Genomic DNA, 13,378 nt, shown 5'->3' on the forward strand with positions numbered 1-13,378 from the left:
GCATCAGCATGTCGGACAAGACCTCGAACCAGATGTGGGGCGGCCGCTTTGCCGCTGGCCCCGATGCGATCATGGAGGCGATCAACGCCTCGATCAGCTTCGACAAGCGGCTTGCGGCGCAGGATATCGCCGGTTCAAGGGCCCATGCCGCGATGCTCGCCGCCACAGGCATCATCAGTGATAGCGACGCTGAGGTCATTCGGGAAGGCCTGCTCACGGTACTGTCAGAGATCGAGGGCGGCACATTCGAATTTTCCACCGCGCTCGAAGACATTCACATGAATGTCGAGGCGCGGCTGAAAGAGATCGTCGGCGAGCCTGCAGGCCGGTTGCACACCGCCCGCTCGCGCAACGATCAGGTGGCGACGGATTTCAAACTCTGGGTGCGCGATCAGTTCGACGCTGCGGAACAGGGGTTGCTGGCGCTGATCCGCGCGCTTCTGGGGCAGGCCGAGGCTGGGGCCGATTGGGTCATGCCCGGTTTCACCCATCTGCAAACCGCGCAGCCGGTGACTTGGGGGCATCACATGATGGCCTATGTCGAGATGTTCGCCCGCGATCTGTCCCGCATCCGCGACGGGCGCAAGCGGATGAACGAAAGCCCGCTTGGCGCGGCGGCGCTGGCGGGCACGGGGTTCAACATCGACCGCCAGATGACCGCAGAGGCGCTGGGTTTCGACCGCCCTGCCGCCAATTCGCTCGATGCGGTGTCGGATCGCGATTTCGCGCTGGAATTCCTTGGCACCGCCAGTATCTGCGCCATGCACCTGAGCCGTTTCGCCGAAGAGCTGGTGATCTGGTCTTCGGCCCAGTTCCGCTTTGTCACGCTGTCGGATCGCTTTTCCACCGGCTCGTCGATCATGCCGCAGAAAAAGAACCCCGACGCCGCCGAGCTGATCCGCGCCAAGATTGGCCGCATCTTTGGTGCAAATGTCGCGCTGATGATGGTGATGAAAGGGCTGCCGCTGGCCTATTCCAAGGACATGCAGGAAGACAAGGAACAGGTGTTCGACGCCGCCGACAACCTGATGCTGGCGCTGGCCGCGATGGAGGGCATGGTGCGCGACATGAGCGCCAATGTCGCCAATCTCGAAGCTGCCGCGTCCGCCGGGTTCAGCACCGCGACCGATCTTGCCGACTGGCTGGTGCGCGAAACCGGGCTGCCGTTCCGCGAGGCCCATCACGTGACCGGCACGCTGGTCGCCATGGCCGAGAAAAAGGGCTGCGATCTGCCCGATCTGTCGCTGGAAGACATGCAATCGGTCAGCGGCGCGATCACGCAGGGCATCTATGATGTGCTGGGCGTGCACAATTCGGTCGCCAGCCGGCTCAGCTATGGTGGCACCGCCCCGGCGCGCGTGCGCGAGCAGGTCGCCCGCTGGACGGAGATCCTGTCATGAAGTCGCTCGCAACTCTTGCACTGGCGCTGCTGATCGCCGGCTGCGGCGCGGATGGAGAGCCGGTTGCGCCGAAGGCAAAATCCGACAGCGCAATTCAGCTGTCGGTCAGCGGCACGGCAGAGATGGGCGTTTCGGGCGGCTGGTAAGGCCCGCCCGAGCGCAGAACACACAGGCAAAGATCAACGGGCGGCCAAGCTGCCCGCCAAAGGCACGGAGACCGGCATGGATCATTTTCTCTATCGCGACGGCCAGCTTTACGCCGAAGACGTGCCGGTGGCGGATATCGCCGCTGCCGTCGGCTCGCCGGTCTATATCTATTCGACGGCGACGCTGCTGCGCCATTTCCGGCTGTTCGACGAGGCGCTGGCATGGGGCCCGCATCTTGTCTGCTACGCGATGAAGGCGGCGTCGAATCAGGCGATCCTCAAGACGCTGGCCGAGGCTGGCGCCGGCATGGACGTGGTGTCGGGCGGCGAATACGCGCGGGCCAAGGCCGCTGGTGTGCCGGGCGAGCGCATCGTGTTTTCCGGCATCGGCAAGACCCGCGACGAAATCCGCGCCGCACTGATCGGGGGCGTGCGCCAGTTCAACATCGAGAGCGAGCCCGAAATGCGGGTGATCTCGGAAATCGCGTCGTCCATGGGGGTGATCGCCCCGGTGACCGTGCGGGTGAACCCGGATGTGGATGCAAAGACCCACGCCAAGATCGCCACCGGCAAATCCGAGAACAAGTTCGGCATTCCCATCGCCAAGGCGCGCAGCGTCTATGCCGAGGCGGCGGCGCTGCCGGGGCTGAAGGTGGTCGGCATCGACGTACATATCGGCTCGCAGCTGACCGATCTTGAGCCCTTCGCCATGGCCTATCGCAAGGTCGCCGAACTTACCGAAGTGCTGCGCGCCGACGGTCACGAGATTTCGCGGCTCGATCTGGGCGGGGGCTTGGGCATTCCCTACACCCGTTCCAACGAGGCGCCGCCGCTGCCGGTGGAATATGGCGCGGTGGTGCAGCGCGAACTGGGCCATCTGGGCTGCGAGATCGAGATCGAGCCGGGCCGCCTGATCGCGGGCAACGCGGGCATCCTTGTGTCGAAGGTGATCTACGTCAAGGAAGGCGAAGGTCGTAATTTCCTGATCCTCGATGCGGCGATGAACGATCTGATCCGCCCGGCAATGTATGATGCCCATCATGACATCGTGCCGGTGATCGAAGCCAAGGCCGGGGCCGAACAGGCGCCGTTCGACATCGTCGGCCCGGTCTGCGAATCCGGGGATACCTTTGCCAAGGGGCGCATGATGCCCGCGCTTGGCGAAGGCGATCTCGTGGCGTTCCGTTCGGCGGGCGCTTACGGTTCGGTAATGGCCTCCGAGTATAATACGCGGGCACTTGTCCCCGAAGTTCTCGTCAGGGATGATCAATTCGCTGTCATACGGCCGCGTCCGTCCTTTGAGGATATGATAAACCGCGATAGCCTGCCCGAGTGGCTGTAGGGCAATTCCCCTTCGGCCCCGCCCGAAGGAGACGCCCATGCCCGCGCAAGGCAGCACGCCGCCCGAGACGCCCCCCGATATCCTCGGCCCCATCCGCTGGCCGCTTCGGCTGACCCTGTGGGGCATGTCCGCCGAAAGGGTCACGCGCGCCTTCTGGCCGCTGTGGTCGGTGCTGATCTCGGCGCTGGCGCTGCTGATGCTGGGCGTGCAGGATCTGGTCGCGGTGGAATGGGTCTGGGCTGGCGCGGCAGTGTTCCTTGCTGGCTTCGGCTGGGCGATCTGGCGCGGGTTTCGCACATGGCGCCGCCCGACAAGGGCCGAGGCGCTGGCGCGGCTCGATGGCTCGCTCAAGGGCAATCCGATTCAGGCGGCGCTGGATGCGCAGGCGATTGGCGCTGCCGATCCCGGCTCGCAGGCGGTGTGGCAGGCACATCAGGCGCGGATGCGCGCCCGGCTGGCCGAGGCAAAGCCGGTGGAACCCGATCTGCGCGTGTCCCGGGCCGATCCGTTCGCGCTGCGCTACGTTGCGCTGCTGGCCTTTGCCGCGGCGCTGGTGTTCGGCTCTTTCCTGCGGGTCTCATCCGTTACGGCGATGGGCCCCAGCGGCGATCTTGCCGCCGGCCCGGCGTGGGAGGGCTGGATGGAGCCGCCGCGCTATACTCGCCTGCCGTCCGTCTATCTCAATGACATCACCGCGCCGGGCATCGACGTGCCCGAGGGCGCGCAGATCACCCTGCGCATGTATGGCGAAGTCGGCGCGCTGAGCGTCGAGGAAAGCGTGTCGAACCGCCCCCTCGCGCCGCAGGGCGCCGAAGCGACGGCGCAGGATTTCCGTGTCGCCAGTTCGGGGCGCATCGCCATCGACGGCCCCGGTGGTCGCGCATGGGAGATCAGCATGAAACCCGACGCCGCGCCGAGCGTGCGCCGCGAGGGCGAGATTGAATCCAGCTACGAAGGCGACGCGCAGATTCCCTTTGCCGCGATGGATGATTACGGCGTGGTCGCCGGCATCGCCCGGATGACGCTGCAACTCGATCAGGTCGACCGCCGCTACCTGCTGGCCGCCGAGCCGGAGGCTGTCACCGCCATCGAGGTGCCCTTGCCGATGCCCATTGCAGGCAACCGTGCCGATTTCAGCGAAACGCTGGTCGAGAATTTCTCGCAGCACCCGTGGGCCAACCTGCCGGTAAAGCTCGAGATGGGGGTAGAGGATGAGGCCGGGCAAAAGGGCTGGACCGAGAGCGAGGTGATCACCCTGCCGGGGCGGCGTTTCTTTGACCCGATCGCGGCGTCGGTGATCGAATTGCGCCGCGCCTTGCTGTGGACCCGTGGCAATGTGCCCGAAATCACCCGGATGATGCGCGCCATTTCAAACCTGCCCGATGATCTGTTCCGCTCGGCGGTGCCGTACCTGCGAATGAAGGCGATCCTCGGCGATCTCGAAGTGGCGGGGCCCGACATGTCCATGGACCGACGCGAAGAAATCGCCACGGCGATGTGGGATCTGGCGATGCTGCTGGAAGAAGGCGATCTTGCCTCGGCGCTCGAGCGGCTTCAGCGCGCACAGGAGCGCCTCAGCGAAGCGATGAAAAACGGCGCCTCGGATCAGGAAATCGCCGAGCTGATGCAGGAGCTGCGCGAGGCAACCGATGATTACCTGCGCCAGCTGTCGCGGCAGGCCGAGCGCAACGCAGACCAGGATCAGCAGAGCGCGCAGAACCAGAACAGCATGGAGATGAGCCAGAACGATCTGCAACGCATGATGGATCGCATTCAGGAGCTGATGGAACAGGGCCGCATGGCCGAAGCGCAGGAAGCGCTGCGCCAGCTTCAGGAAATGATGGAGAACATGCAGGTCACCGAGGGGCAGGGCGGCCAGTCTCCGGGAGAACAAGCGATGGAAGGTCTGGGCGAGACGCTGCGCGAACAGCAGGGCCTGTCCGACGAGGCATTCCGCCAGTTGCAGGACCAGTTTAACCCCGGTCAGCAGGGTCAGGGCCAGCAGGGCGAAGGCCAGCAGCAGGGCCAAGGACAGGGGCAAGGTCAGGGCGATCAGCCCGGCCAAGGGCAGGGTTCGCTGCGCGACCAGCTCGCCGACCGTCAGCGAGAGCTGCGCGGCGAGTTGAACCGCCAAAGCCAGAACCTCCCCGGAGCCGGAACCGAGCCGGGCGACAATGCCCGCGAGGCCCTGCGCCGCGCCGAAGACGCGATGGACGACGCCGAAGATGCGCTGCGTCAGGATGATCTTGCCGGCGCGATCGACGATCAGTCCCGCGCCATGGAGGCGTTGCGCGAAGGCATGCGCGAGCTGGGCGAGGCCATGGCGCAGCAACAGCAGCAAAATCAGGGCCAGCAGGGGCAGATGCAGGGCGGCAATCCCGGCCAGCAGCGCGACCCTCTGGGCCGCAACGCCGGGGCCAACGGCAACATCGGCTCTGACGAGAATATGGTGCAGGACGAAGACGTCTACCGCCGCGCCCGCGAGTTGCTGGATGAAATCCGCCGCCGTTCTGGTGACGGCGAGCGGCCAGAGGCAGAACTCGATTATCTTGGCCGCTTGCTGGAGCGTTTCTGATCAAAGGTCTTGTCTTCGAGGACCTGGACTGAAAAAAGTCAGGCCAATTCTCCGAAGGCGCCCCGATGACCGAACAGACCGATCTTACCGATCCCATCGCCCGGACCCGCCGCTTTCACCGTGCGGTCACCGCAGAAGCCGGGGCGCTCGACAGCTCGTTCCTCGGGCGAGGGCGCCCGCTTGGCCCGGCGCGCGTGCTCAACACCATTGGCAACGGGCGCTGTGATGTGGCCGACATCCGCAGCTATCTCGGGCTGGATTCCGGGCTGATGAGCCGGCTGCTGCGGGGGCTTGAAGACGAAGGGCTGATCACCACGGCCAGCGCTCCCAACGATGCCCGCCGCCGTCTTGCCTCGCTGACCCCCAAGGGCGCGGCGGAATTTGACGCCTACGAGGCGCTGTCCGACGCGCAGGCGGCGCAGATCCTCGCGCGTTGTCCGTGCCCTGACAGGCTTTTGGCGGCGATGGATATCGTTGCCACCGCGCTTGGCATCGAGCGGACCGAGATCGTAGAGATCGCGCCCGACGACCCGCGCGCCACCGCCTGCCTCGGTGCCTATTACACCGAACTGGCGCAGCGTCTCGCCACCGGGTACGAGGTGCAGCTGTCTGCCGACCCCGAGGCCAGCGCGATGATGGCTCCGCACGGGGCGTTCCTTGTCGCGCTTTCGGATGGCATGCCGATCGGGTGTGTCGGTCTCAAGGGCACCGACAAGGGCTATGCCGAGGTCAAGCGGTTGTGGACGGCCCCGTCCGCGCGCGGCATGGGGCTTGCCAGGCGCCTGATGGATCAGCTGGAAATTCGCGCCCGAGTGCTGGGCATCGACCGGCTGCGCCTTGACAGCAACTCGGCCCTGACCGAGGCCATCGCCATGTATCGCCGCCTTGGCTGGACCGAGATCGAGCGTTTCAACGACGATCCCTACCCGGACCAATTCTTCGAAAAGATCCTGTAGTTCCGGCGCTTCCAGCCAGTCGCTGCTGCTGCGGTCTTGGCCGCGTTCGCGGTGCCGTTTACAGGCATCCTGTCGCCTCTGCGGATGCGTGCCGGTGACCTGTTGACAGCCCCTTTGATTTTTCCGCCGAATCCTGTAAGAGCACGTCTTCCTCAGTCAAAGGACCGCAGCCATGGCCGCAGATGCGCCCATCACCCAGGATCTGGTGACCATTCCCCGCAAGCTGCCCGAAGGTGGCAAGGTGAACCTCGTGGGGCTCACCCGCGACGCGCTGCGCGCGGCGCTGATCGCGGCGGGCACTCCCGAGAAGCAGGCCAAGATGCGGGTCAACCAGCTTTGGCAGTGGATCTATCATTGGGGCGTGCGCGATTTCGCGGCGATGACCAACCTTGCCAAGCCATATCGCGCCCTGCTCGAAGAGCAGTTCGAAATCGCCCTGCCCGAGATCGTCAGCAAGCAGGTTTCCTCGGATGGCACCCGCAAATACCTTGTCCGCATCGCGGGCGGGCACGAGGTGGAAACCGTCTATATCCCCGAGGAAGGCCGTGGCACGCTGTGCATTTCCAGCCAGGTCGGCTGCACGCTGACCTGTTCCTTCTGCCACACCGGCACGCAGAAACTGGTGCGCAACCTGACCGCGGGCGAGATCGTCGGTCAGGTCATGCTGGCGCGCGACGATCTGGAAGAATGGCCCGCCCATGGCACCGGCTCGGGCGATGATGGCCCGCGGCTGCTGTCCAACATCGTGCTGATGGGCATGGGCGAGCCGCTGTATAATTTCGACAACGTGCGCGACGCGATGAAGATCGCGATGGATGGCGAGGGCATCGCGCTCAGCCGCCGGCGGATCACGCTGTCGACCTCGGGCGTTGTCCCCGAGATTGCCAAATGCGCCGAGGAAATCGGCTGCCTGCTGGCGGTCAGCTTCCACGCCACCACCGACGAGGTGCGCAACAAGCTGGTGCCGATCAACAAGCGCTGGAACATCGAGACGCTGCTGAATGCATTGCGCGAGTATCCGCGCCTGTCGAATTCCGAACGCATCACCTTTGAATATGTGATGCTGAAGGATGTGAACGACAGCGATGCCGACGCCCGCCGACTGGTGGAGCTGATCAAGGGCATCCCGGCCAAGATCAACCTGATCCCGTTCAACGAATGGCCCGGCGCGCCTTACCAGCGTTCGGACCGCGAGCGCATCGCGCGGTTTGCCGATATCGTCCACAACTCCGGCTATGCCTCGCCGATCCGCAGGCCGCGGGGCGAGGACATCATGGCCGCCTGTGGCCAGCTGAAATCCGCCACCGAGCGTGCCCGCAAGTCCCGCGCCCAGATCGCCGCGGAAACCGGCGGCGCTTGATTTATCCGACTATTTAAGTCAGGATAAGGGAGTCCAGCCAGATCGGAACCCTCCGAGCAGCCCGGCGTTCATGCGCGGCAGGGAACGGAGGGCCGATATGCGTCACGAATATTTCGAGAGATCCGGGGTTGCCTTGCGCCCCCCGGAATGGCGCATCGTGCGGATGCTGCGCACACGGGACGACATCGCGGCCATCGAAACCGAGCTTGCGGCCAACATCGGCGACGCCCGCGCTGAACAGGCAATCGATGGGTTCCTGCAGGTGCTGGCGCTGCTCGAGCAACACGGCTGGCACGCGCCGCTGATCCTGCGCCCCGGTGCCCGCAGCGTTTCGGACGACGAGCTGAATCTGGCCCGGTTCGTGTTGCATTGCGCCGAACAGGACCGCGACACCGCCATGGCCGAAGCGATGATGCTGGTCGCGCCGCAGGCGATCCTGCCGCTGGTCGCGGCGGGCACCCGTCTCGGTCTGCCACTGCTGTGCGAGGAGTGTCGGGACAGGCTGCGCTGCCCCTTGACCTTCCAGTGACTGGAACCACTATATCCCGTTCAGCATGAGCCAAGGAGGCATTGATGGCTGACGGGACAACCCAATTCGAAGTCACAGGGCTGACCTGCGGCGGTTGCGCAGGCCGCGCGCAAAAGGCGCTTGCCGCCGTTCCCGGCGTGAGCGATGCCAGCGTCAATCTGGCCACCAGTACGGCCACGATCAAAGGCAGCGCCGGCATCGGCGCCCTGCGCGAGGCGCTGAAAGACGCGGGGTATCCTGTGCGTGAATCGCGGATCTCGCTGGCCGTCACCGGGATGAGCTGCGCGTCCTGTGCGGGGCGGGTGGAACAGGCGCTGCTCGCCGTGCCCGGCGTGTTGAGCGCCCATGTCAATCTGGCCAGTGACACCGCAGAGGTCACTCTGCTGGCCGGCAGCGCCGCCCCTTCGGAGCTTGCCCAACGGGTGAGCGATGTCGGCTACCCCGCCCGCCCGGGCAGCGACGACAGCGCCGAGCGCAGGCAGGAAAAGGCGGCCGAGCAGCGCAGATTGCGGCGCGATCTGATCGTCGCCGCAGCGTTGACCCTGCCGGTCTTCGTGATCGAAATGGGCGGCCATGTCATCCCCGGCTTTCACGCGCTGATCCTCAACAGCATCGGGCAGACCGCGTCCTGGGCGCTGCAATTCGTGCTGGTGACGCTGGTGATGGTGTTTCCCGGCCGTCGCTTCTACCAGATCGGGTTGCCCTTGCTGGCCAAACGCGCGCCTGACATGAATTCGCTGGTGGCGCTTGGAACGCTGGCGGCATGGGGGTATTCCACCGTGGCGCTGTTTGCGCCGGGGCTGCTGCCCGCAAGCTCGCGCGCGGTCTATTTCGAGGCGGCGGCGGTGATCGTGACGCTGATCCTGCTCGGCCGCTTTCTCGAGGCGCGCGCCAAGGGGCGCACCGGCGCGGCGATCCGGCGGCTGGTGGGGTTGCGCCCGACGACCGCGCGGGTCGCCCGCAATGATGTCATTGTCGAGGTTCCGGTCGAGGATCTGGAGGTTGGCGATATCGTGCATGTCCGCCCCGGCGAGCGCATCGCGGTCGATGGCGAAATCCTCACCGGTGCGAGTTACATCGACGAAAGCATGATCACCGGCGAGCCGTTGCCTGTGCTGAAGGATACAGGCGCCATGGTGGTTGGCGGCACGATCAACGGGCAGGGCGCGCTGAGCTTGCGCGCCACGGCGGTCGGCAAGGATACCATGCTGGCCCGCATCATCGCCCTTGTCGAACAGGCGCAAGGCGCGCGGTTGCCGATTCAGGCGCTGGCCGACAAGGTCGTGGTCTGGTTCGTGCCCGCCGTGATCGCGGCGGCGCTGCTCACTTTCGTGACATGGCTGATCCTTGGCCCGTCGCTGGCGCTGGCGGTGGTGGCCGCGGTGTCGGTGCTGATCATCGCCTGCCCCTGCGCCATGGGGCTGGCCACGCCGACCTCGATCATGGTCGGCACCGGGCGCGCCGCCGAACTGGGCGTGCTGTTCCGCAAAGGCGATGCGTTGCAGGCACTGGACGACGTGCGCGTCATCGCCTTCGACAAGACCGGCACCCTGACGATGGGTCGCCCGGTTCTGATCGAAACCATCACCGATGGCATCGACGCCGCAGAGGCGCTACGCCTCGCCGCCAGCGCCGAACAAGGCTCTGAACACCCCATCGCCCGCGCGCTGGAACAGGCGGCAACCGGCCTGACTCAACCCGAAAGCCTCGAGGCGATCTCTGGGCACGGCCTCAAGGCGCGGATCGACGGCCATAGCGTGCTGATCGGTGCCAAGCGCCTGATGGATCGCGAAAACATCGCGCTCGGCTCACTCGAAGCCCCGTTCAATCGGATCGCGCAGGCGGGCCAGACCCCGGTGCTGATGGCGTTGGATGGACGCATCGCGGCGGTGTTTGCGGTCGCCGACACGGTCAAGCCCGAAGCGCAGCGCGCCATCGACTTGCTGCACCGGCGCGGCCTCAAGACCGCGATGATCACCGGTGACACCGCAGCCACGGCGCAATCCATCGCCGCCGCGCTGAACATCGACGAGGTGCAGGCCGAGATCCTGCCCGAAGGCAAGCTCGACGCGGTCAAATCCCTGCGGCAACGCTTCGGCGCGGTGGCCTTCGTCGGCGACGGTATCAACGACGCCCCGGCGCTGGCCGAGGCCGACGTGGGTATCGCCATCGGCACCGGCACCGATGTCGCCATCGAAAGCGCCGACGTGGTGCTGGTATCCGGCGATCCGGCGGGCGTTGCCGAGGCGGTGAACCTGTCGGGCGCAGTGCTGCGCAACATCCGGCAGAACCTGTTCTGGGCGTTTGGCTACAACGTGCTGCTGATCCCGGTGGCGGCGGGGGCGCTCTATCCGCTCTTCGGGATGATGCTCTCGCCGATGCTGGCGGCCGGGGCGATGGCGCTGTCCTCGGTCTTTGTGCTCAGCAACGCGCTGCGCCTGCGCCGCGTTGCCTCGATCGCCCACCAGCCCAAGGAGGCCTCAGCATGAACATCGGACAGGTGTCAGAGAGCGCGGGCCTGCCCGCCAAGACCATCCGCTACTACGAAGACATCGGCCTCATCGCGCCGTCGCGCAGCGAAAACGGCTATCGCGACTTCTCGAAGCAGGATCTGCACAAGCTCGCCTTCCTCGCCCGCGCCCGCGCCCTCGGCTTCAGCATCGAGGACTGCCGCACGCTGCTTGGCCTCTACAACGACCAGTCTCGCGAAAGCGCCGATGTCAAACGCCTTGCGCAAGACCACCTCGCACAGATCGAAGACAAGATCGCCCAGCTTCAGGACATGCACGACACCCTCGCAAAACTTGTCGATGCCTGCCACGGCGACCACCGCCCCGATTGTCCGATCCTCTCCGGGATTGCCAGCGAAGGCTGACCGCGCCGCCCCCGGTTTCTTCTGGCCCTAAATATCCCCGCCGGAGGCATCCGTCCCCAGTGGCCATGCGAAACGGGCGGTCAGCTGCGCGGCGGGCGGCTCTTGTAAACCGGCAGCTGCCAGCCAAAGGCCAGCGTGCCGCCCCGCGCGACAAATGTCAGCATCGCGCCGATCAACGCTCCTCGGCCGGGCAGCATCTCGGTGGTTTCCGCCAGCAACAGCGCCCCGGCACCGATCAGCGCGCAGGTGGCATAAGGCTCGCCCTGCTTTAGCAATAGCGGCACCTCATTGGCCACCACGTCGCGCATCAGCCCGCCAAGGCAGCCGGTCATCACCCCCATCACCAGAACCAGCGGCCAGCTGAGTCCGGCGTTCGTGGCGATCCCGGCGCCGGCGGCCACGGCAAAGCTCAGCGCCGCCGCATCCAGCCAGAGGATCGCCCGCATCCGGCTTTCCAGCAGATGCGCGGTAAAGAAACACAGCACGGCGGCCGCGCAGGCAATGCCAAGATAGGCTGGATTTCCGATCCAAAGCACTTCGCGATCCAGCAGCAGATCGCGCATGGTACCGCCGCCAAGCGCCGTCAGGCAGGCCATGAAGCAGAACCCAACGATATCCAGCTGCGCGCGGCTCGCCACCAGCGCCCCGGTTGCGGCAAAGACCAGCACCGAGGCATAGTCGAGCACCGCGATCAGGCTCATGTCACTTTCCGGCCTTGAACGGCGCCATGCCGGCGCGGGCCAGCTCGTCGGCACGTTCGTTCTCGGGGTGCCCGGCGTGGCCTTTGACCCATTTCCACGTCACCTCGTGGCGCTTTTGCGCTTCGTCCAGACGCTGCCAAAGCTCGGCGTTCTTGACCGGCTTCTTGGCGGCGGTCTTCCAGCCATTGCGCTTCCAGCCGTGAATCCAGCCGGTGACGCCATTCTTGACGTAGGCGCTGTCGGTGATGACCGTGATCGAGGATGGCCGTGTCAGCGATTCAAGCGCCGAGATCGCCGCCATCAGCTCCATCCGGTTGTTGGTGGTGTCTCGCTCTCCACCGGAAAGCTCGCGTTGTTTCGAGACGGTCTCGCCGTCCATGGCGCGCAGCAGCACGCCCCAGCCTCCGGGGCCGGGATTGCCGGAGCAAGCTCCGTCGGTATAGGCAAAAAGTTCAGGCATGGGCGGTGACGCTTAGCCAGTTGGCGGCACTGCCGTCAAGCCCGGAGCTGCTGCCGCGCGCCACATCCATCACGCTCAGCCCCGCCGCGTCCAGCAGGGGGCGCAGCTCTGTTTCGGTGTAATAGGTGTAGAACCGACCCAGCCGGTCGCGCGCCTCGCCGCTTCCTTCTTTCAGCGTCAGGCCCAGCAGGCCGCCCGGCTTCAGGGCGCGGGCGATGGCGGCAAGGTGGCGCGGCATCGCATCACGCGGCGCGTGCAGCAGGCTGAAGCTGGCCCAGATCGCATCGTACAGCGCCTCGGCGCTCAGCGCATCGAAATCGCACAGCGTCGCTGTCACGCCGGGTCGCGTTGCCGCCAGTGCCACCATCTCGGGCGAGGCATCCAGCGCGTCGACTGTCATCCCTTGCGAGGCCATATACCCGGCATCCAGCCCCGGACCGCAGCCATAATCCAGCACCCGCGCCCCGGCGGGCAGGCGGGCGACAAAGGCGGCCATGGCGGGGTAGGGGTAGTTCGGGGCCAGCGCCTCGTAATCGCGGGCCTTTTCGGCATAGACTTTTAGCGTCTGCGGATCACTCATGCCATCACCCCAACGAACAGCAGCGCCACCACCGCCGCCGTCATCGGCAGGCGCAGGTGCAGCCACCAGCGCGGTGCCAGCTGCCATTTCCAGAATTGCCAATCCAGCGCCAGCAAGCCGAGATAGCCAAAGATGAGATTCATCCCCGCCGACACCGGCCCGCCGCCCGCCATGAAAAACGCCCAGAGCGCCGGGATCACCGACAACGCATAGCAGATCGGCGCCTGTTCGCGCGGGGCCTTGGCGGCGAACCCCCAAAGCACCCCTGCCATGAAGGCAAGGATGACCATGCCGTAGGACAGGTGCAGATAAGGCCCGACGAACCGCCCGCCCAGCAGGGCATAGCTCAGCTCATAGGCCGGATCGCTGACCAGCGTTACCGCACTCCAGACAAAGGGGATCAGCCCGGCAATCGCCAGCAGCAGCGCAGAGCGTGGAACCGGACCCATCGCGG

At 65.8% G+C, this 13,378-nt stretch carries 13 protein-coding genes; 9 read left to right on the forward strand and 4 right to left on the reverse strand.

Features of this window, described 5'->3' with window-relative positions; translation table 11 throughout:
* Positions 1 to 8 precede the first annotated feature (8 nt).
* The 9 genes from argH (at position 9) to cueR (ending at position 11,183) form a co-directional block, all read left to right on the forward strand.
* Positions 9 to 1,400, forward strand: a complete 1,392-nt coding sequence (argH, locus tag KO516_RS02535) for an argininosuccinate lyase (protein WP_216002240.1) — start codon at positions 9 to 11, stop codon at positions 1,398 to 1,400.
* The gene (locus KO516_RS02540) at positions 1,397 to 1,546 is read left to right on the forward strand and encodes an argininosuccinate lyase (RefSeq protein ID WP_216002241.1); all 150 of its coding nucleotides are present in this window, start codon (positions 1,397 to 1,399) and stop codon (positions 1,544 to 1,546) included. The genes argH and KO516_RS02540 overlap by 4 nt, the downstream gene beginning before the upstream one ends.
* Positions 1,547 to 1,622: 76 nt before the next feature.
* Positions 1,623 to 2,888, forward strand: a complete 1,266-nt coding sequence (gene lysA, locus KO516_RS02545) for a diaminopimelate decarboxylase (protein ID WP_216002242.1) — start codon at positions 1,623 to 1,625, stop codon at positions 2,886 to 2,888.
* 37 nt (positions 2,889 to 2,925) lie between these two features.
* The gene (locus KO516_RS02550; protein ID WP_216002243.1) at positions 2,926 to 5,463 is read left to right on the forward strand and encodes a TIGR02302 family protein; all 2,538 of its coding nucleotides are present in this window, start codon (positions 2,926 to 2,928) and stop codon (positions 5,461 to 5,463) included.
* 65 nt (positions 5,464 to 5,528) lie between these two features.
* Positions 5,529 to 6,419 carry a helix-turn-helix domain-containing GNAT family N-acetyltransferase gene (locus KO516_RS02555; protein ID WP_216002244.1) on the forward strand — a complete coding sequence of 297 codons (891 nt, stop codon included), beginning with the start codon at positions 5,529 to 5,531 and terminating at the stop codon, positions 6,417 to 6,419.
* Positions 6,420 to 6,591: 172 nt separating this feature from the next.
* Positions 6,592 to 7,779: a 23S rRNA (adenine(2503)-C(2))-methyltransferase RlmN gene (rlmN, locus tag KO516_RS02560; protein WP_216002245.1), complete on the forward strand. Its 1,188-nt coding sequence runs from the start codon at positions 6,592 to 6,594 to the stop codon at positions 7,777 to 7,779.
* Between the two features lie 97 nt (positions 7,780 to 7,876).
* Positions 7,877 to 8,308: a hypothetical protein gene (locus KO516_RS02565; RefSeq protein WP_216002246.1), complete on the forward strand. Its 432-nt coding sequence runs from the start codon at positions 7,877 to 7,879 to the stop codon at positions 8,306 to 8,308.
* Between the two features lie 44 nt (positions 8,309 to 8,352).
* A complete protein-coding gene (locus KO516_RS02570; protein ID WP_216002247.1) occupies positions 8,353 to 10,797 on the forward strand; it encodes a heavy metal translocating P-type ATPase in 2,445 nt (814 codons plus the stop codon).
* A complete protein-coding gene (cueR, locus tag KO516_RS02575) occupies positions 10,794 to 11,183 on the forward strand; it encodes a Cu(I)-responsive transcriptional regulator (RefSeq protein ID WP_216002248.1) in 390 nt (129 codons plus the stop codon). Before KO516_RS02570 ends, cueR begins: the two co-directional genes overlap by 4 nt.
* An 80-nt stretch (positions 11,184 to 11,263) precedes the next feature.
* Here cueR and KO516_RS02580 read toward each other — a convergent pair whose 3' ends face one another.
* Genes KO516_RS02580 through KO516_RS02595 form a run of 4 tightly spaced genes read right to left on the reverse strand, consistent with a single transcriptional unit; the run spans position 11,264 to position 13,373 of the window.
* Positions 11,264 to 11,884: a trimeric intracellular cation channel family protein gene (locus tag KO516_RS02580; RefSeq protein ID WP_216002249.1), complete on the reverse strand. Its 621-nt coding sequence runs from the start codon at positions 11,882 to 11,884 to the stop codon at positions 11,264 to 11,266.
* 1 nt (position 11,885) lies between these two features.
* Positions 11,886 to 12,344 carry a ribonuclease HI gene (gene rnhA / locus KO516_RS02585; protein WP_216002250.1) on the reverse strand — a complete coding sequence of 153 codons (459 nt, stop codon included), beginning with the start codon at positions 12,342 to 12,344 and terminating at the stop codon, positions 11,886 to 11,888.
* Complete coding sequence (locus tag KO516_RS02590) at positions 12,337 to 12,924, reverse strand: bifunctional 2-polyprenyl-6-hydroxyphenol methylase/3-demethylubiquinol 3-O-methyltransferase UbiG (RefSeq protein WP_216002251.1); 588 nt, start codon at positions 12,922 to 12,924, stop codon at positions 12,337 to 12,339. Before KO516_RS02590 ends, rnhA begins: the two co-directional genes overlap by 8 nt.
* Positions 12,921 to 13,373 (reverse strand): DUF3429 domain-containing protein, encoded by a 453-nt coding sequence (locus KO516_RS02595; protein WP_216002252.1) that lies wholly within the window; start codon positions 13,371 to 13,373, stop codon positions 12,921 to 12,923. Before KO516_RS02595 ends, KO516_RS02590 begins: the two co-directional genes overlap by 4 nt.
* Positions 13,374 to 13,378 lie beyond the last annotated feature (5 nt).

It is taken from the genome of Citreicella sp. C3M06 (genome assembly GCF_018860705.1).
GTDB lineage: Bacteria > Pseudomonadota > Alphaproteobacteria > Rhodobacterales > Rhodobacteraceae > Salipiger.

Excerpts from the sequence above, each read along its gene's own strand:
- KO516_RS02565 (WP_216002246.1), top strand. The coding sequence starts at position 7,877 with ATGCGTCACGAATATTTCGAGAGATCCGGGGTTGCCTTGCGCCCCCCG.
- KO516_RS02590 (WP_216002251.1), bottom strand. The coding sequence starts at position 12,924 with ATGAGTGATCCGCAGACGCTAAAAGTCTATGCCGAAAAGGCCCGCGAT.
- rlmN (WP_216002245.1), top strand. The coding sequence starts at position 6,592 with ATGGCCGCAGATGCGCCCATCACCCAGGATCTGGTGACCATTCCCCGC.
- cueR (WP_216002248.1), top strand. The coding sequence starts at position 10,794 with ATGAACATCGGACAGGTGTCAGAGAGCGCGGGCCTGCCCGCCAAGACC.
- KO516_RS02555 (WP_216002244.1), top strand. The coding sequence starts at position 5,529 with ATGACCGAACAGACCGATCTTACCGATCCCATCGCCCGGACCCGCCGC.
- KO516_RS02580 (WP_216002249.1), bottom strand. The coding sequence starts at position 11,884 with ATGAGCCTGATCGCGGTGCTCGACTATGCCTCGGTGCTGGTCTTTGCC.
- KO516_RS02595 (WP_216002252.1), bottom strand. The coding sequence starts at position 13,373 with ATGGGTCCGGTTCCACGCTCTGCGCTGCTGCTGGCGATTGCCGGGCTG.
- KO516_RS02570 (WP_216002247.1), top strand. The coding sequence starts at position 8,353 with ATGGCTGACGGGACAACCCAATTCGAAGTCACAGGGCTGACCTGCGGC.
- argH (WP_216002240.1), top strand. The coding sequence starts at position 9 with ATGTCGGACAAGACCTCGAACCAGATGTGGGGCGGCCGCTTTGCCGCT.
- lysA (WP_216002242.1), top strand. The coding sequence starts at position 1,623 with ATGGATCATTTTCTCTATCGCGACGGCCAGCTTTACGCCGAAGACGTG.
- KO516_RS02540 (WP_216002241.1), top strand. The coding sequence starts at position 1,397 with ATGAAGTCGCTCGCAACTCTTGCACTGGCGCTGCTGATCGCCGGCTGC.
- KO516_RS02550 (WP_216002243.1), top strand. The coding sequence starts at position 2,926 with ATGCCCGCGCAAGGCAGCACGCCGCCCGAGACGCCCCCCGATATCCTC.
- rnhA (WP_216002250.1), bottom strand. The coding sequence starts at position 12,344 with ATGCCTGAACTTTTTGCCTATACCGACGGAGCTTGCTCCGGCAATCCC.